Genomic DNA, 14,560 nt, shown 5'->3' with positions numbered 1-14,560 from the left:
GCTTCAACCTCTCCTTGGCGTGCCTCAGCTTGTGCGGCGGCGGCGGAACCACAACACAGCCCAATCGCCATTCTGGATGCGACCTGCTGGGCGGCATCCGGCGCGGATATAGGCGGCGCGCACGGCGCTTTCCTGCTTTTCTGCGAGCAGTCCGGAAAGGATGATATGCCCGCCCGGTGCGGTGGCCTCGGCGAAAGCGGGGGCAAGCTCAACCAGTGGCCCGGCAAGGATATTGGCGATCAGAATGTCGTAGGGCCCGCGCATTTGCAGCAGGGGATCGTCCATCCCGTCGGCAACCACCATAGTCATCGCGCCCGGTCCTGCGCCCAGCGGGATATTGTTGAGCGCAGCGTTGTCTTCGACGGTGGGTGCGCAGACGGGATCAATATCCGAACCGGTTGCTCTGGCATGGGGCCACAAAGCAAGGGCTGCGAAGGCGAGAAGCCCGGTGCCGGTGCCGATATCAGCCACATGGCGCGCTTTCACACCCTGACGCTTCATATGCGCGAGCATGGCCAAGCACCCGGCAGTGGTTTCATGCTGACCAGTGCCGAACGCCTGTGCGGCCGGAATGACAAAGTTGATTGCGCCTTCCTCTGGCTCGAAGCCGGGGGTGTAGACGTGAAATGGCCCGGCGTGGATGGGCTGTGTGCCTTGCTGGCTGACCTCCAGCCAGTCCTCGTCCGGCAGCTTCTCGATGGCGAATTCGGGCGGTGCGTCTTCAAACAGGCCCTGCAGCGCGGCCACGTGGGACTTGTCCGGCTTCTCGGGATACCACGCTTCCAGCACCCACTCGCTGGGCCGATCCTCCGCGACTTCACGCCCTGCGATCACGAGGTTGTAATCCCACTCCTCAATTTCGTCATGCGCAAGGAGTGCGGCCTGCACGACAGGCTTGGGTGCAAAGCCGGAAAGTTTCCAACTGGTGGTCATTCCGCAGCCTGTTCCTTCGCGAGCCGCGCATCGAGCGCCTTGGTCTTGCTGTCGGCATACTCCTCACAGGTCATGCCGCCTTCCAACGTGCCGGTCGCCGCGCGTTTGACCATGCGGCTGTGCGAGGGGTGAGGGGTGAGCAGAATGTCGCATTTCAATTCGCGCAATCGGGCGATCCCCGCGCGGAATTCGGCGACATATTCGGGGTGATCGGAGAACTTGTAATTATCGCGGCTGATGGGGGAGAGGCTGTCTGCGTAGACGATGGTTTTGCAGACATTGCTCTCTCTTGGACCCTCACAGGACTCCCACTGCCAGCTCAGCGCGCCGGGAGAGTGGCCGGGTGTGGCGATCACTTTGATACGCTGAGGGCCGATTGTCATGCCAGTAGCCACCTCTCTCTCTATGCGCACCGGTGCCATTGGCTCATGCATCCCAAATTGGGGGTCATCGGGGTGATCATTCCCCGTGCGAAAAACCGATGCTGCGGCAACAGAGGAGTAAAACTCGGCATCTGGCACGAGCTGCTGTATCTTTGCATGACCGCCAACATGGTCGAAATGCTCATGGCTGTATAAAACGTGACTCACCATTGGAGGGCCCGATAAATGCGGGCGCAGAGAGGCTATGTTTGCAATCACGGTTTCAACGCCGACGGAAGTGCCGGTGTCGATCAGAGTGTTGCTGTCGATGTAGTCGGTGCCAAATTCGTTAGCGATGTAGATCGCAGAAATTCCGCATGTGCCAACGTAGTATGTGTTTCCGTAAATCCGAAACGGGGGTGCTGGTTTGTCCCACTCGTCCCACGGCTCACACGCCTCCGCAAAAGCAGCGCGATCTGCCTCGTCATCAGGCTTTGATTGGACTGCGGGGGTGCTTGCACAACATGCAAGCGTAAGGGCGGCCAGAGCTGCAAAGGATCTACCGGACATAGCTGGCTCCATTGGCGTCGATTACCGCTCCAGTCATGCTGGGTGGGGCGTCCAGCGCGCAAAAGGCGATAATGCGTGCGATTTCTTCAGGCTCGGCCACGCGGCCCAGCGGGATGTCGGCAAGCAGGCCCGCTCCGCCGCGGCTGTCGAGATAGTCATCTGCCATGCTGGTGTCGGTAAAACCCGGTGTGATGGCGTAGCTTAAGATGCCTTCACTAGCATAGGCGCGAGCTATCGTCTTGTGCATTGCCACCATCCCGCCTTTGGCTGCTGCGTAGTGCCAGTGAGCAGGCGAATCCCCGCGATAGGCGGCGCGGCTGGCGACATGGACCAGGCGTCCCTTGATCCCATTGGCACCCGTTCCCTTGGATTGCCAATGTTTGATCGCAAACCGGCTTAGCTGCGCGGCGGCGGTTAGGTTGATCCGCAAGGAATCCTCCCACGCATCCAGCCACTCGATGTCAGAGCGGTCGATCCGGTTGGCTTCGAACAGCCCGGCATTGTTCACCACCGCATCAATCTGTCCCTCGGCGCGGTCCAGTGCTTCATTCCAGAGCATCTGCGCGCCCAAGGGATTGCCAAAGCCTGCAGCAATCGTCTGATCATCCACCGCGCGGGTGGCGTGGCCGATGACTTTGACACCGCGTTCTTCGAGCGCAGCGCGCGCCGCAGCGCCAATTCCACGGCTGGATCCGGTGAGGAGAATGGTCGTCATGGCAACCTCTATCCGAAACTTTGCAAGTGCCTGTCCAGAACTTTGCAAGAAATCGTGAGCCTTCGCGTCTTGCCTCACGCGGTGCTTGCGCTAAGTGGGAGCCACAAATCTACGTGGATGGGATATTCATGAGTCAAAGACCGCTTTCGCCGCACCTCCAGATATGGCGCTGGGGGCCTCATATGCTGGTGTCGATTCTGCACCGTGCAACCGGAGACGGGATGGCACTGGTCGGGCTGGGTATCCTCGTTTGGTGGCTTGGTGCCCTTGCGAGTGGCCCGGCAGCTTACGAGACGTTCACCGGCATCATGACCTCGCCGATCGGCTATGTCGTACTCGTCGGCCTCTCTTGGGCCTTCTTCACGCATATGATGAGCGGCCTGCGCCACTTCGTATTGGACATCGGTGCAGGGTACGAGCTTGATACCAACAAGATCTGGTCGATCGCATCGCCGATCATCGCCATCGTCCTGACCATCGCCTTTTGGGCGGTGATCATGGCCAAGCAGGGGATGATCTGATGGGTAACGGCACGTCAATCGGCAAAGTCCGCGGTCTTGGTTCGGCGCATGAAGGCGCGCATCACTGGCTGGTTCAGCGGTTTACCGCCATCGGCAATCTGGTGTTGATGAGTTGGCTTCTGATCAGCTTCCTGACGTTGAGTGATCTTAGCTACACCACTGTCAGCGCGTGGATCGCAAAGCCCATTCCGGCAACGGCGATGGTCCTGTTGATCATCAGCCTGTTCTGGCACGCGCGGCTGGGGCTTCAGGTGCTGATCGAGGATTACCTCCACGAAAGCGGCACCAAATTCGCGGCACTTGCCGCTCTCAATCTTGCAGTTATCGGCGGCGGCGCCTTCGCGATCTTCAGCGTCGTGCGTCTCGCCCTTGGAGTTTCCGCGTAATGGCTTCTGAAGCTAACGGCCCAGAATTGAAGGGCGCATACAAGATCATCGACCACACCTATGACGTGGTTGTCGTGGGTGCGGGCGGCTCTGGCCTTCGCGCAACGATGGGCGCAGCCGAAGCAGGCTTGCGCACGGCGAACATCTCGAAGGTCTTCCCAACGCGTTCGCACACTGTGGCGGCGCAGGGCGGTATCGCCGCTTCGCTGGGCAACAACACGCCCGATCACTGGACTTGGCACATGTACGACACCGTGAAGGGGTCGGACTGGCTGGGCGATCAGGACGCGATCGAATATCTCGCTCGCGAAGCCCCGCAGGCGGTTTACGAGCTTGAACACGCGGGCGTCCCGTTCTCTCGCAACGAAGACGGCACGATCTACCAGCGTCCGTTTGGCGGTCACATGCAGAATATGGGCGATGGCCCTCCGGTGCAGCGCACCTGTGCTGCCGCTGACCGCACCGGCCACGCGATGCTTCACGCGCTGTATCAGCAGAGCCTCAAATACGATGCGGACTTCTTCATCGAATACTTTGCGCTCGATCTGATCATGGCTGACGTCGACGGCGTTCAGCAATGCGTTGGCGTGATGGCCATGTGCCTCGACGATGGCACGATCCACCGCTTCCGCGCGCAAAGCGTTGTGCTGGCAACCGGCGGTTATGGCCGCTGCTATTACACCGCGACTTCGGCGCACACTTGCACCGGCGATGGCGGCGGTATGGTGCTGCGCGCGGGCCTCCCGCTGCAAGACATGGAATTTGTGCAATTCCACCCGACCGGCATTTACGGCGCGGGCGTTCTCATCACCGAAGGCGCACGCGGCGAGGGCGGATACCTCACCAACTCCGAAGGCGAGCGTTTCATGGAACGCTATGCTCCGTCAGCGAAGGACTTGGCGTCGCGCGATGTGGTGTCGCGTTCGATGGCGCTCGAAATGCGCGAAGGGCGCGGTGTGGGGCCAGAAGGCGACCATATTCACCTGCACCTCGACCATATTGACCCCAACGTGCTGGCTCAGCGTCTGCCCGGTATTACCGAGAGTGGTAAGATCTTCGCAGGCGTCGACCTGACCAAGGAAGCGCTGCCGGTTACGCCGACCGTTCATTACAATATGGGCGGCATCCAGTGTAACTACCACGGGCAGGTCGTGACCATCGGCAAGGATGGCGATCCGGACACGATTGTGCCGGGCCTTTACGCTGTTGGCGAAGCTGCCTGTGTCTCGGTCCACGGTGCGAACCGCTTGGGCTCGAACTCGCTGATCGACCTTGTGGTGTTCGGCCGCGCAACCGGCATTCACTTGAAAGAGAACACCGTTGCGGGCGCAAGCCAGCCAGAACTGCCGACAGACAGCGCCGACTTCGCGCTGACCCGCCTCGACCACTTCCGCTATGCTGACGGTGGCTCGCCCACCGCCGCGATCCGTGCTGACATGCAGAAGGCGATGCAGAAACACTGCGCTGTGTTCCGTGATCAGGCGCTGATGGACGAAGGCGTGACGAAGCTGGCCGAACAGAACAAGCGAATGGAAGACATCCACGTCACCGACAAATCGCTGATCTGGAACAGTGACCTGATCGAGACGCTCGAGCTCGACAACCTGATGGCTCAGGCAAATGTCACGATGGCTTCGGCGGCCAACCGCAAGGAAAGTCGCGGCGCCCACGCGCACGAAGACTTCCCTGATCGCAATGACAAGGAATGGATGAAGCACACCGTCGCATGGTTCGATGGTTGGGGCGGACACGGCTCAAACGGCCGTATCGACTACCGCCCGGTCCACGAATACACGCTGACCGAGGATGCGGAGTACATCGAGCCTAAGGCGCGGGTGTATTGATGCGTCTTTTGGGAGCTGCATTAGCGATTTCTGCAATAGCGGCTCCCGCCAATGCCAGCGCCCTTTGGCGCGATGCACAAGCTGGTGAGACGCCTGCGCAGACCTTGCAGAAGCTGTTTGATGCCAAGAGCAATCCTGACCCTTCCAACATCAAGGGTTCGGCATGGTGCGAGGTGCACATCCCGAGGGTGCAACTGGCGCAGCGCGATTTCGAAGTCTGCTTCTATTATGAGAACAAGAAGCTAGTTCAGGTTTCGCTGGATCATCTTGGGGCGCTGGATGAAGCGGGCGCCAAGGCTGCTTTTGATGAGCTGCTCGTTTCGCTGCGTTCGCAATATGGCGCCGAAGGGCGCTTGGAACGCAAGTCAGGCTTTATCACGCGCAGTGAGGCACGTTGGTCCAAGCCAGGCCGCTCCATCAGCCTGTTCATGATGAAGCTTGGTGACACGGATGCGACCGTCAAAGTGCATTTCCGTCCTCCGGTGAGGTAGCGTTCAATCGCGGCAGCTTTGAATGCGCCTCTTGACGCGTGAGGCTATTCCACAGAAGTTGCACATCATGCTCAAACGTGTGCTTCTTTCGCTGGGTGCAGCTGCGGTGCTTGCTTCGCCAGCACCGGCGGATGATGCAGCTGTCTCGGTCACTTCAGTCGAGCCGCCTGCGCACACTTTGCCGTTTCCCAATCTCGGTATTGGCAAGACCCCGCGAGAACGGCGCGCAAGCTTTGACGCCGCGCCGCAGATGCACCGGGGGTTTAGCGCCGCGCATATTCTTGAACAGCGGCGCCGGTTGGATCGCGCCCTCGCACGGCTACAGCCGCAGCGCCCCGGTGTGGTCGATGCTTATGTACTCACCATCGCCCTTGATAGCGATAAGGTGTTCGCGCGAGAGGCGCGTGAGAGCGGGCGGGTACTCACGGAGCGTTATGATGGGGCAGGGCGCACGCTTACGCTCGCGGGCCCCGATGGAGAGCGCGATGATCTGCCGCATGGCTCGATTGATGCGCTGACGGTCAGCCTCGCGGCGATTGCCGAGAAGATGGACCCAGCTGAAGACGTCTTGGTATTGTATTCAACCAGCCACGGGCTCGATCTGGGACTGGCCTATCATTACGGGGACCAAGGATACGGTATCCTGAGTCCCTCCCATTTCCAGAAGGTGCTGGACGAGATCGGGATCAAGCGGCGCATTCTGATTATCAGTGCATGTTACTCGGGTGTGTTCGTGCCCAAGCTCGCCAGCCCTGACACAGCGATCATGACGGCGGCGGCGGGTAATCGCACATCCTTTGGCTGCGAGCCGGACAGCGAATGGACCTTTTTCGGCGATGCCCTGATCAATCGGGCGTTGCGCAAGCCGCAAACGCTGAGCAAGGCATCACTTGAAGCGAACCTCAAGGTGGCCGAGTGGGAGACACGCAAACGTCTGCTCGCATCCTTGCCGCAGACAGTCATCGGTGATGGGGTGAAGGCGTGGCTGCCAAACCTTGAAGCCCGTATGCCGACAACTGCCAGCGAACCAGTCGGGCGGTCTTCTGCAGAAGACTGAGCGCGTTTCGTCCGCTTAAGTCTCGACAGTCCACCACACTGAGTAAGCCAAGGCGCGCGAACCACACCCTGATGTTGGATCAGCCGCCTTTTGTGCCACGCTGCGCCCCTTGTTCTTGTCGCGGCATTGGCTCGTGCCCCAGCCGGACTGAATCATGCTTTTGGGCCAATAGATGCCGTCTTCCGGTGCAACGAAGACAATCTTTCCTTTTCCCGAAGCCTCGATGTACTTTCGCTCTGTGGTCTTGCGCATGAATGGGGCGGGGGCCAGACCTTCGCGGATGTAAAGGCTTACGCGTCCCGACGAGATGGTTGCATCATAATGCGCGACAAGCTTTTCGCCTCTGTTCAGGAACGCCGGGCTGTTAATCGAAAGAGGCTCAATCTTTGCTTTCGCCAAGGTCATGCCAACTTGTGAACCTGTTTGGTATCCGACAAGTGGGACAAAACCGGTCATTCTGCAGACCGTGGCGACGAACACGAATGCAAACGCCACGATAGCAAAGTTCACACCATGCTTTCTGGCAAGTTCCCAACCGATATCGCTTCCAGAAACAGAAAAGAGGTTCATTCTCACCACCCGGATCTTTTTCGTGGAACTGGTCATAGGCCGTGAGCCCCTAAAGATTGGTAATCATGTCGTTTGTCGACTGAAATCAGCGCTTCATTGATCAAATAGCCGTCTGAATATCCGTTAATCCACGCTTCATGTTTACAGACGTAGTCGTCATGCCTACAGACGTAATCGTGAACGAGCGAGGAGGACGCTTTGCCCGGTTCTGAAGACATGAAGCCCGAACGCATCTCGGAGGCCGAGCATGCAGTTATGGAGATCCTTTGGGATCGCGGGACGGTTTCCGCCACCGATGTGTGCGACGCCGTGTGCGAAAAGCGCGGATGGAGCCTTGCGACAGTAAAGACGCTTCTTTCGCGGCTTGTGCAAAAGCAAGCGATTGCGACGCGTCCCGACGGTCGCCGTTACCTCTACAGCGCATTGATCGAACGCTCCGATTATGTCGGCGGTGAATCGCGGCGTCTTGTGGATCGCCTGTTCGGTGGTCGTGCCGCTTCACTGGTTGCGCATCTCGCTGAGACTGAGGCGCTCAGCAATGACGATCTCGCGGAGATCGAAGCTCTGTTGAAGGAGTTGAAGCAATGACCGATTGGCTGTTTGATACGCTCCTATGGACAGCCGTGTTGATCGGCTTTGTTCTTCTTATCCGTCGTCCGGTCGCGCAGCATTTCGGCCCACAAATGGCCTATGCCTTGTGGGCACTGCCAATGATCCGGCTATTGCTTCCACCGATCCAACTTCCCAGCTGGCTTGCCCCTGAAAAGGTGGCACCCACTGATAGTTCGAACCCTGTTTTGAGCCCCGAACCCGCCACAATTATTGCGACTCCAGAGGCTGTGGCGGGATCAGGACCGGCGGCGCCCGATTTGGCCACATCACACCCCCCGCAAGGGCTGTTTGAGTTCATACCCTGGCTCGAGCTTGGCCTGGTGGTGTGGTTGGTGGGCGCCGCCATCTTCCTGTGGATGCGGTTTTCGAATTACTTTAGCCTGCGCGCCGACTTGCTCGAGGACGCGCGTGAAGTGGGACAGTCAGGCAATGTCCGTTTGATTGAGACCGGTGGCACCAGCGCGCCGCTTGCGTTTGGTGTGCTGGACCCAGTGATCGCCTTACCCGATGGCTTTATGGCCAACCCTGATCGCCATGCTCGTGATCTGGCTCTGGCGCATGAGATGGCGCACCATGGTGGTCGCGATTTGCTGATCAACATGCTCGTTCAGCCGCTCTTTGCTCTGCACTGGTGGAACCCGCTTGGTCGGTATGGTTGGCTCGCTCTGCGCCGCGACCAAGAGGCTGCGTGCGATGCCCGCGTGATGTCCCAACAGCCCGCCGAAAAACGCGCCGTATACGCCAATGTCATTGCCGGCTTTGCCGCCGGTTCAAACGTCGCCCCAAGAGCAAGCCTGACCGCGCCGATGGCGTGCCCCGTCTTGGGCGACAAATCGATTATTCAACGTTTGAGGAGCCTGAATATGTCTGACCAATCCCCCCGCCGTCGCATTGCTGGCCGTGCCATGCTTGGTGCCGCTGTGCTTGCCCTGCCGCTGACCGCTTCGATTAGCTACGCCGAAAGCGCAGTGCCTGTGGCGCCTGCTGCACCCGTGGCGCCTAAGGTTGCGTTTGCGCCGCCAGCACCGCCCGCTCCACCGATTCCGCCGGTTGTCGCACTGGCTCAAGAGATCGCCAAGATTGATCCCGACACCGAGGTGATCGAGAGCGAAGAGGGACGGACCGTCATCATCAAGCGTGACTACGACACTGATGGCGATGGCAAAAAGGAAAAGCGCGTCGAGAAGATCAAGATCATCAACAAGGGCGATAAGATGAGCGAGGAAGAGCTCGAAGTGATGATGAAAGAACTTCGCGCCGGGCTCGCCGAAGCTGACACGGTGATCAAAGATATCCCGAACATCGTGAAAGAGGCGATGGTCGACATCGATATGGACACTGACGGGCAGCGCACCGTGGTGAAGATGAAATGCCGCGGCAATTCCGATGAAGTCGCTTCAGTCGAAGAGGCTGAGGGCAAGATCAGGAAGGTCTATATGTGCCAGTCTCGCATTATGGCGCAGGCGCTCGAAGGCCTGAAAGAAGCCCGCAACGAGATCGCCAATGACAAGGAAATGAGCGATGAAATACGCTCCAACATCCTCGAAGCGCTCGACGAGCAGATCAAGGCTTGGAAAAAAGACGTGGGCTGATCGAAGCAACCAAACCCATCAATATGGCATGATTAGGCGGGCACCCTTGGGGTAGCCCGCCTTTTCATTGGCAGCTCTTTGGTTGGGTTCACAGGGCATTCAGTTCATCGCTCGCAATGCACGGTTCGTCGCGAGCATAGGAGGATGAAAAATGACGAGTGAGCGAAGTCCCGGAGTGAAGCTGCTGATGGTCGGATTGGTCGGCGGGGCGCTGATCATTCCCTTGGTGATGGTCTATTGGCTTGTGAGCGATCGCCAGCATCAAGCGCGGGTTGCACAAGAATCTGTAACTGCGGCGTGGGCAGGGCCACAGACGGTTTCAGGCCCATTGCTGGTTGTCCCGTATCGGACAACACGGCAAACCACCGAGCAAGTGAACGGCAAAGCCGTCACCCGAAACGTTCGAGACCGAAAGCATCTGTATATCGCGCCCAGTTCGCAGAAACTGACGAGCGATATCGATCCCGAAGTACGCACGCGCGGGGTTATCCATCGAACGGTCGTTTATGATGCCGAGATTGACGGCACAGCTCGCTTTGCCATACCCGATGATTTGGATCGTTTTGGTGTGGAGGCCAATCAGCTGATCCTGGATCAGGCATATATTCAGCTGCCTATTTCTGACCCGCGTGGCCTGCAAACCGATGCGACGATGACCTTGGACGCCAAAGACCTGGCTCTTCGCCCCGGCCTCGGCAACGATCAGACCGGAGGCGGTGTCCACGCGTTTGTCGATTGGAGCGAGGGCCAGACCCTGTCGCTCGATTTTGCCTACAGCCTGCGCGGCAGCAGCAGTTTCAGCATGATCCCGCGCGGCGCGGAGACAGAGCTTTCCGCAAAATCCAGCTGGCCGCACCCAAGCTTCGCAGGAGGGTTCCTACCCGGTGATGCGGACCGGGAAGTTTCGGCGGATGGCTTCAATGCGAAATGGTCGATCTCAAATCTTGCGTTGGGTCAGTCATTGGTGAGCACCACTGCTCCCGGACAGGCTCTGCCAGCGCAAGATACCTCGGTTGACGAATACCACTTGGCCGAGGCTGCGGGTTCAGTTGAGCAGATGGCGACCATTCGCCTCATGGAACCGGTTGATCTCTACAAACAGGTTGAGCGGGCGCTGAAATACGGTTTCCTGTTTATCGGGTTCACCTTCGTGGCATTCCTGATGTTCGACATTGTCGCGGGAGCGCGCGTTGCATCGGCAGAATATCTGCTGACCGGGGCGGGATTGATCCTGTTCTTTGTGATGCTGTTGGCCTTTGCAGAATTGATCGGCTTTGCCGCGGCATATGTCGTCGCCAGTGCAGCCATCATCGGGTTGCTCACCAGCTACAGCGCAGCAGTGCTGGGCGGGTGGAAGCGAGCCGGAATGATCGCGGCATTGCTCACCGGTCTGTATGCGGTGCTCTACGTCCTGCTTAATCTCGAAAGCTGGTCTTTGGTTATCGGCGCAATGATGCTGTTCGTGGCTCTGGCAGGTGTGATGTACGCCACCAGGAACATCGAATGGTCGGAGGTTAAGGTCGCCGAGGACTCTGGCAGCGGGTCCGAAGCCGGAAGCGGAGAAAGCGGTATTCGCGCTTGATTCAAAGACCCGATTTAAGAAGCCGGGGCGGGATCAATCCCGTCCCGGCTTCTCTATCAACTGAAGTCGAAATACACGTCGCACGATGACCCGTCGGCGCTTTGGAAACCACGGCGCAAGGCATCCATACGCTGCTCGCTGGTGCCGTGCGTGAAGGCTTCCGGATTGATCCGTTGCCCTGCGCGACGCTGGATTGTGTCGTCACCGATGGAAGCTGCTGCACGCAGGCCTTCTTCCATGTCCCCGCGTTCGATCAGGTTGCGGTTTTTGCCCGCCCATACGCCAGCGTAGCAATCGGCCATCAACTCCATGCGCACCTGAAGCTGGTTTTTCTGGCTTGGATTGCGCTGTTGCAGGCTGCGGACTTGCGTGGCGAGGCCGGTGATGTTCTGGATGTGGTGGCCGTATTCGTGGGCCATGACGTAGTAACGTGCAAAGTCGCCCGGTGCGCCCAGCTGCTGTGCCATCAAGTCATAGAAATTGACGTCAATGTAGATGCCCATGTCCGCCGGGCAGTAGAACGGGCCAGCGGCTGACGAAGCGCGGCCACACCCGCCAGTATCGACCGGACCCGGTTGATAGAGGACAAGTTCAGGCTCTTTGAATTGCGCGTTAGAACGGGCGAAGATCGGCTGCCATGTCTCATTGAGATTGGTCAGCGCGTTGCATGTTTCGGTCGCATAGCGGTGGCTGGTGCAAAGCTCGGTTTCTGACTCCGTCCCGGCTTGCTGCTGCGCTGGCGCGCCGCCGCCTTGCATCTGCCCCAACTGGCCAAGCATTTGCGCCGGATCCACGCCAAATACGACCGCACCGATGATGGCGATCACAATCGTACCGCAGCCCAATCCGCCTGCGGCACGCGCTCCGCCTCCCCGTGCTCCGCCACCGCGGACTTTTATCTTTGATGTGTCGAACCTTTTAAGCCGCACTGGCTGTCCCTCCCGAATCCCGTGCCTTTGCGTGCAAGAGTTTACGCAAAATAGCTGGACAGCAACAAACGGCACGGCAAAAGCAAAGTCCAGACAATTTACACAGCGGAGTTGGCAATGTTCCTCAAGGGAAAGCGCGCACTGGTTACCGGCTCAACCTCTGGCATTGGCCTTGCGGTTGCGCGGGCGATGAGTGCAGAAGGGGCCGATGTGATCCTTAACGGCTTTGGTGATGCCGACGAGATTGCCAAGCTGACCGAGGAACTGGGCGCGACCTACAATGGCGCGAACCTTCTGGACCCGGAGGCTATTGAGACCATGATGGAGGAGGTCGGCCCGGTCGATATCCTGGTCAACAACGCCGGCATGCAGTTTGTTTCTCCGGTAGAGGATTTCCCGACCGAGAAATGGGATGCGATCATCGGGCTGAACATATCGGCTGTCTTCCACACAACGCGCCTCGCGGTGCCAAGGATGAAAGAGAAAGGCTGGGGCCGCATCATCAACACCGCCAGCGCCCACTCTAAGACGGCATCTCCATTCAAGAGCGCATACAACGCCAGCAAGCACGCGGTGGATGGCTTTACCAAGACCATCGCATTGGAGCTTGCTCAAACCGGCGTGACGGCCAACTGCATCTCTCCCGGATATGTCTGGACCCCGCTGATCGAAGGGCAGATTCCCGATACAATGAAAGCGCGGGGCCTGAGCCGGGATGAGGTGATCAACGATGTCCTCTTGGCCAAGCAGCCGACGAAGAAGTTTGTCCAGCCCGACGAGATTGGGGCTTTGGCCGTGTTCTTGTGCCGAGAGGAAGCGGGCAATGTGACCGGCGCGAACTGGAGCATCGACGGAGGCTGGACAGCGGAATGATCCAGAGGCTTAGTTACGTAATCGTCGCTGCCGTTGCGACGCTCGGCCTGTCAGCTTGCGCCACGCTGCCGGTTGCCAGTGTCTCAGAAAGCGAACGCGCAGAGATTACGGCGCGCGTTATGGACGACATTCGTACGCTTGCGAGCGATGAATTTGGCGGTCGCAAACCCGGAACACCGGGAGAGACGCTGACCACTGACTTCATGATTAAGGAACTGCAGGCCGCGGGCTTTGTCTCGGGCACTAACGATCCCGGTAGCGATTGGCTTGCGCCGGTGCCGCTTGTGTCGACGCAGCCGGACATGTCGCGCTTGGTCTTTGTCAACGGTTCGGAGAAGACCGAGTTCGGTTCCGATTCAAAGTCCGCCGTTGTCTTCACCTCTCGCCGCCGCAATTTGGTCGAGGGGGCAGACGTCCTTTTTGCCGGCAAGCTGGGGCAGGAAGTTCCGCCCGAAGATGTCGAGGGCAAAGTGGTCGTGATGCTAGGTGAGCCGGGCGTAAGTCCCGCTCGCCGCGCGGCTTTGTTTACAAAGAACCCTGCTGCGATCCTGACCGTGATCGAGAATGACGATGCGGTGGCGAACATTCGCCGCTTCCTTGGCCGCGACCGGATCGAATTGAACAGCGATGATCCCGCGCAAATGAGCGGCTACATCACACGTGCTGCCATGGCACAGGCTGTTGGTTCCGAGGAATGGGATGCGCTGTTCTCCGCTGCCGAAACGGATGATTTCGAACCCGTCGAGCTCGACTTCAAAGCGACGGTCGAAGCGACGTCCAAACGCGAAGATTTGGCCAGCAACAATGTGATCGGAAAGCTTCCCGGCACAAAACCCAATGCTGGTGCAGTCCTGCTGCTGGGCCATTGGGACCATCTGGGCGAATGCGGTGCAGACGATGCCGAAGACCGTGTGTGCAACGGTGCGGTCGACAATGCGAGTGGCATTGCCGTTATGCTCGAACTCGCGCGCCGGTTGAACTCCGGCGGACCGTTTGAACGGGACATCTATGTTATGGGTACCAGCGCCGAGGAATCGGGTCTGTTGGGTGCGCGCGCCTTTATCGAAAACCCTGCCTTACCGCTCGACACGATCGTTGCCGCGTTCAACTTCGACACCATCGCCATTGCGCCCGCTGGATCGAAGGTCGGATTTATAGGGGAGGGCGAAACACCGCTGGATGCCATCGTGCGCGAAGTGGTGATGGAGGCGGGCCGTGAGCTGGGTGACAAGCAATACGCCAACAGCTTCCTTCGTCGACAGGATGGCTGGGCCCTGATGCAACAGGGCGTTCCAGCGGTGATGATCTCTTCGGCCTTCAGCTCCCAGGCCGTGCTGGGCCCATATCTATCCAGCGACTATCACCGGGCATCGGACGAGATCGAGAAGATCGAGTTGGGCGGCGCGATTGAAGACCTATTGCTGCACGAAGAGCTGATCCGGCGGGTCGCCAACACGACACTTTATCCCGCACCTGCGAAATAGGCGGTCGATAGTGGCACACATGCTCTAGCGTCAGGGCGA

15 protein-coding genes are annotated in these 14,560 nt (G+C 59.0%); 10 read left to right on the top strand and 5 right to left on the bottom strand.

Translation table 11 applies throughout. The annotated features are described in order from the left end of the window. Positions 1–24 precede the first annotated feature (24 nt). The 3 genes from AC0V6K_RS00350 to AC0V6K_RS00340 are packed head-to-tail and all read right to left on the bottom strand — an operon-like array spanning position 25 to position 2,580. A complete protein-coding gene (locus tag AC0V6K_RS00350) occupies positions 25–933 on the bottom strand; it encodes a 50S ribosomal protein L11 methyltransferase (protein WP_472623665.1) in 909 nt (302 codons plus the stop codon). Beyond that, positions 930–1,865: an MBL fold metallo-hydrolase gene (locus AC0V6K_RS00345; RefSeq protein WP_472623663.1), complete on the bottom strand. Its 936-nt coding sequence runs from the start codon at positions 1,863–1,865 to the stop codon at positions 930–932. The genes AC0V6K_RS00350 and AC0V6K_RS00345 overlap by 4 nt, the downstream gene beginning before the upstream one ends. Further along, the gene (locus AC0V6K_RS00340) at positions 1,855–2,580 is read right to left on the bottom strand and encodes an SDR family NAD(P)-dependent oxidoreductase (protein WP_472623661.1); all 726 of its coding nucleotides are present in this window, start codon (positions 2,578–2,580) and stop codon (positions 1,855–1,857) included. The genes AC0V6K_RS00345 and AC0V6K_RS00340 overlap by 11 nt, the downstream gene beginning before the upstream one ends. Before the next feature lie 128 nt (positions 2,581–2,708). Between AC0V6K_RS00340 and sdhC the strand changes: the two genes are divergently transcribed. The 5 genes from sdhC to AC0V6K_RS00315 all read left to right on the top strand — a co-directional run bounded on the left by sdhC (position 2,709) and on the right by AC0V6K_RS00315 (position 6,879). After that, a complete protein-coding gene (sdhC, locus tag AC0V6K_RS00335; protein WP_486172523.1) occupies positions 2,709–3,101 on the top strand; it encodes a succinate dehydrogenase, cytochrome b556 subunit in 393 nt (130 codons plus the stop codon). Next, positions 3,101–3,487, top strand: coding sequence for a succinate dehydrogenase, hydrophobic membrane anchor protein (sdhD, locus tag AC0V6K_RS00330; RefSeq protein WP_472623657.1), 387 nt, complete (start codon positions 3,101–3,103; stop codon positions 3,485–3,487). The genes sdhC and sdhD overlap by 1 nt, the downstream gene beginning before the upstream one ends. 26 nt (positions 3,488–3,513) lie before the next feature. Further along, the gene (sdhA, locus tag AC0V6K_RS00325) at positions 3,514–5,331 is read left to right on the top strand and encodes a succinate dehydrogenase flavoprotein subunit (RefSeq protein WP_472626181.1); all 1,818 of its coding nucleotides are present in this window, start codon (positions 3,514–3,516) and stop codon (positions 5,329–5,331) included. Beyond that, positions 5,331–5,822, top strand: coding sequence for a hypothetical protein (locus AC0V6K_RS00320; RefSeq protein ID WP_472623655.1), 492 nt, complete (start codon positions 5,331–5,333; stop codon positions 5,820–5,822). Before sdhA ends, AC0V6K_RS00320 begins: the two co-directional genes overlap by 1 nt. A gap of 67 nt (positions 5,823–5,889) precedes the next feature. Then, positions 5,890–6,879 carry a C13 family peptidase gene (locus tag AC0V6K_RS00315; protein ID WP_486172522.1) on the top strand — a complete coding sequence of 330 codons (990 nt, stop codon included), beginning with the start codon at positions 5,890–5,892 and terminating at the stop codon, positions 6,877–6,879. Positions 6,880–6,894: 15 nt separating this feature from the next. Here AC0V6K_RS00315 and AC0V6K_RS00310 read toward each other — a convergent pair whose 3' ends face one another. Beyond that, complete coding sequence (locus AC0V6K_RS00310; RefSeq protein WP_486172521.1) at positions 6,895–7,449, bottom strand: hypothetical protein; 555 nt, start codon at positions 7,447–7,449, stop codon at positions 6,895–6,897. A 216-nt stretch (positions 7,450–7,665) separates the two neighbouring features. On the opposite strand from AC0V6K_RS00310, the gene AC0V6K_RS00305 reads away from it, so the two are divergent. The 3 genes from AC0V6K_RS00305 (at position 7,666) to creD (ending at position 11,235) form a co-directional block, all read left to right on the top strand. Further along, the gene (locus tag AC0V6K_RS00305) at positions 7,666–8,037 is read left to right on the top strand and encodes a BlaI/MecI/CopY family transcriptional regulator (protein WP_472626179.1); all 372 of its coding nucleotides are present in this window, start codon (positions 7,666–7,668) and stop codon (positions 8,035–8,037) included. Further along, on the top strand, positions 8,034–9,653 hold the full coding sequence (locus tag AC0V6K_RS00300) for a M56 family metallopeptidase (RefSeq protein ID WP_472623649.1): 1,620 nt from the start codon (positions 8,034–8,036) through the stop codon (positions 9,651–9,653). The genes AC0V6K_RS00305 and AC0V6K_RS00300 overlap by 4 nt, the downstream gene beginning before the upstream one ends. Positions 9,654–9,804: 151 nt before the next feature. Further along, entirely contained in the window at positions 9,805–11,235 is a 1,431-nt protein-coding gene (gene creD / locus AC0V6K_RS00295; RefSeq protein WP_472623647.1) for a cell envelope integrity protein CreD, read from the top strand. Between the two features lie 56 nt (positions 11,236–11,291). On the opposite strand, the gene ypfJ is transcribed toward creD, so the two are convergent. Beyond that, positions 11,292–12,164 carry a KPN_02809 family neutral zinc metallopeptidase gene (gene ypfJ, locus AC0V6K_RS00290; RefSeq protein WP_472623645.1) on the bottom strand — a complete coding sequence of 291 codons (873 nt, stop codon included), beginning with the start codon at positions 12,162–12,164 and terminating at the stop codon, positions 11,292–11,294. Between the two features lie 117 nt (positions 12,165–12,281). On the opposite strand from ypfJ, the gene AC0V6K_RS00285 reads away from it, so the two are divergent. Next, complete coding sequence (locus AC0V6K_RS00285; RefSeq protein ID WP_472623643.1) at positions 12,282–13,037, top strand: 3-hydroxybutyrate dehydrogenase; 756 nt, start codon at positions 12,282–12,284, stop codon at positions 13,035–13,037. After that, positions 13,034–14,521, top strand: a complete 1,488-nt coding sequence (locus AC0V6K_RS00280; RefSeq protein ID WP_472623641.1) for a M20/M25/M40 family metallo-hydrolase — start codon at positions 13,034–13,036, stop codon at positions 14,519–14,521. Before AC0V6K_RS00285 ends, AC0V6K_RS00280 begins: the two co-directional genes overlap by 4 nt. Positions 14,522–14,560: the final 39 nt, after the last annotated feature.

Source organism: Erythrobacter sp. S43, from assembly GCF_057364955.1.
This window is presented reverse-complemented; position numbering and strand designations above follow the sequence as displayed.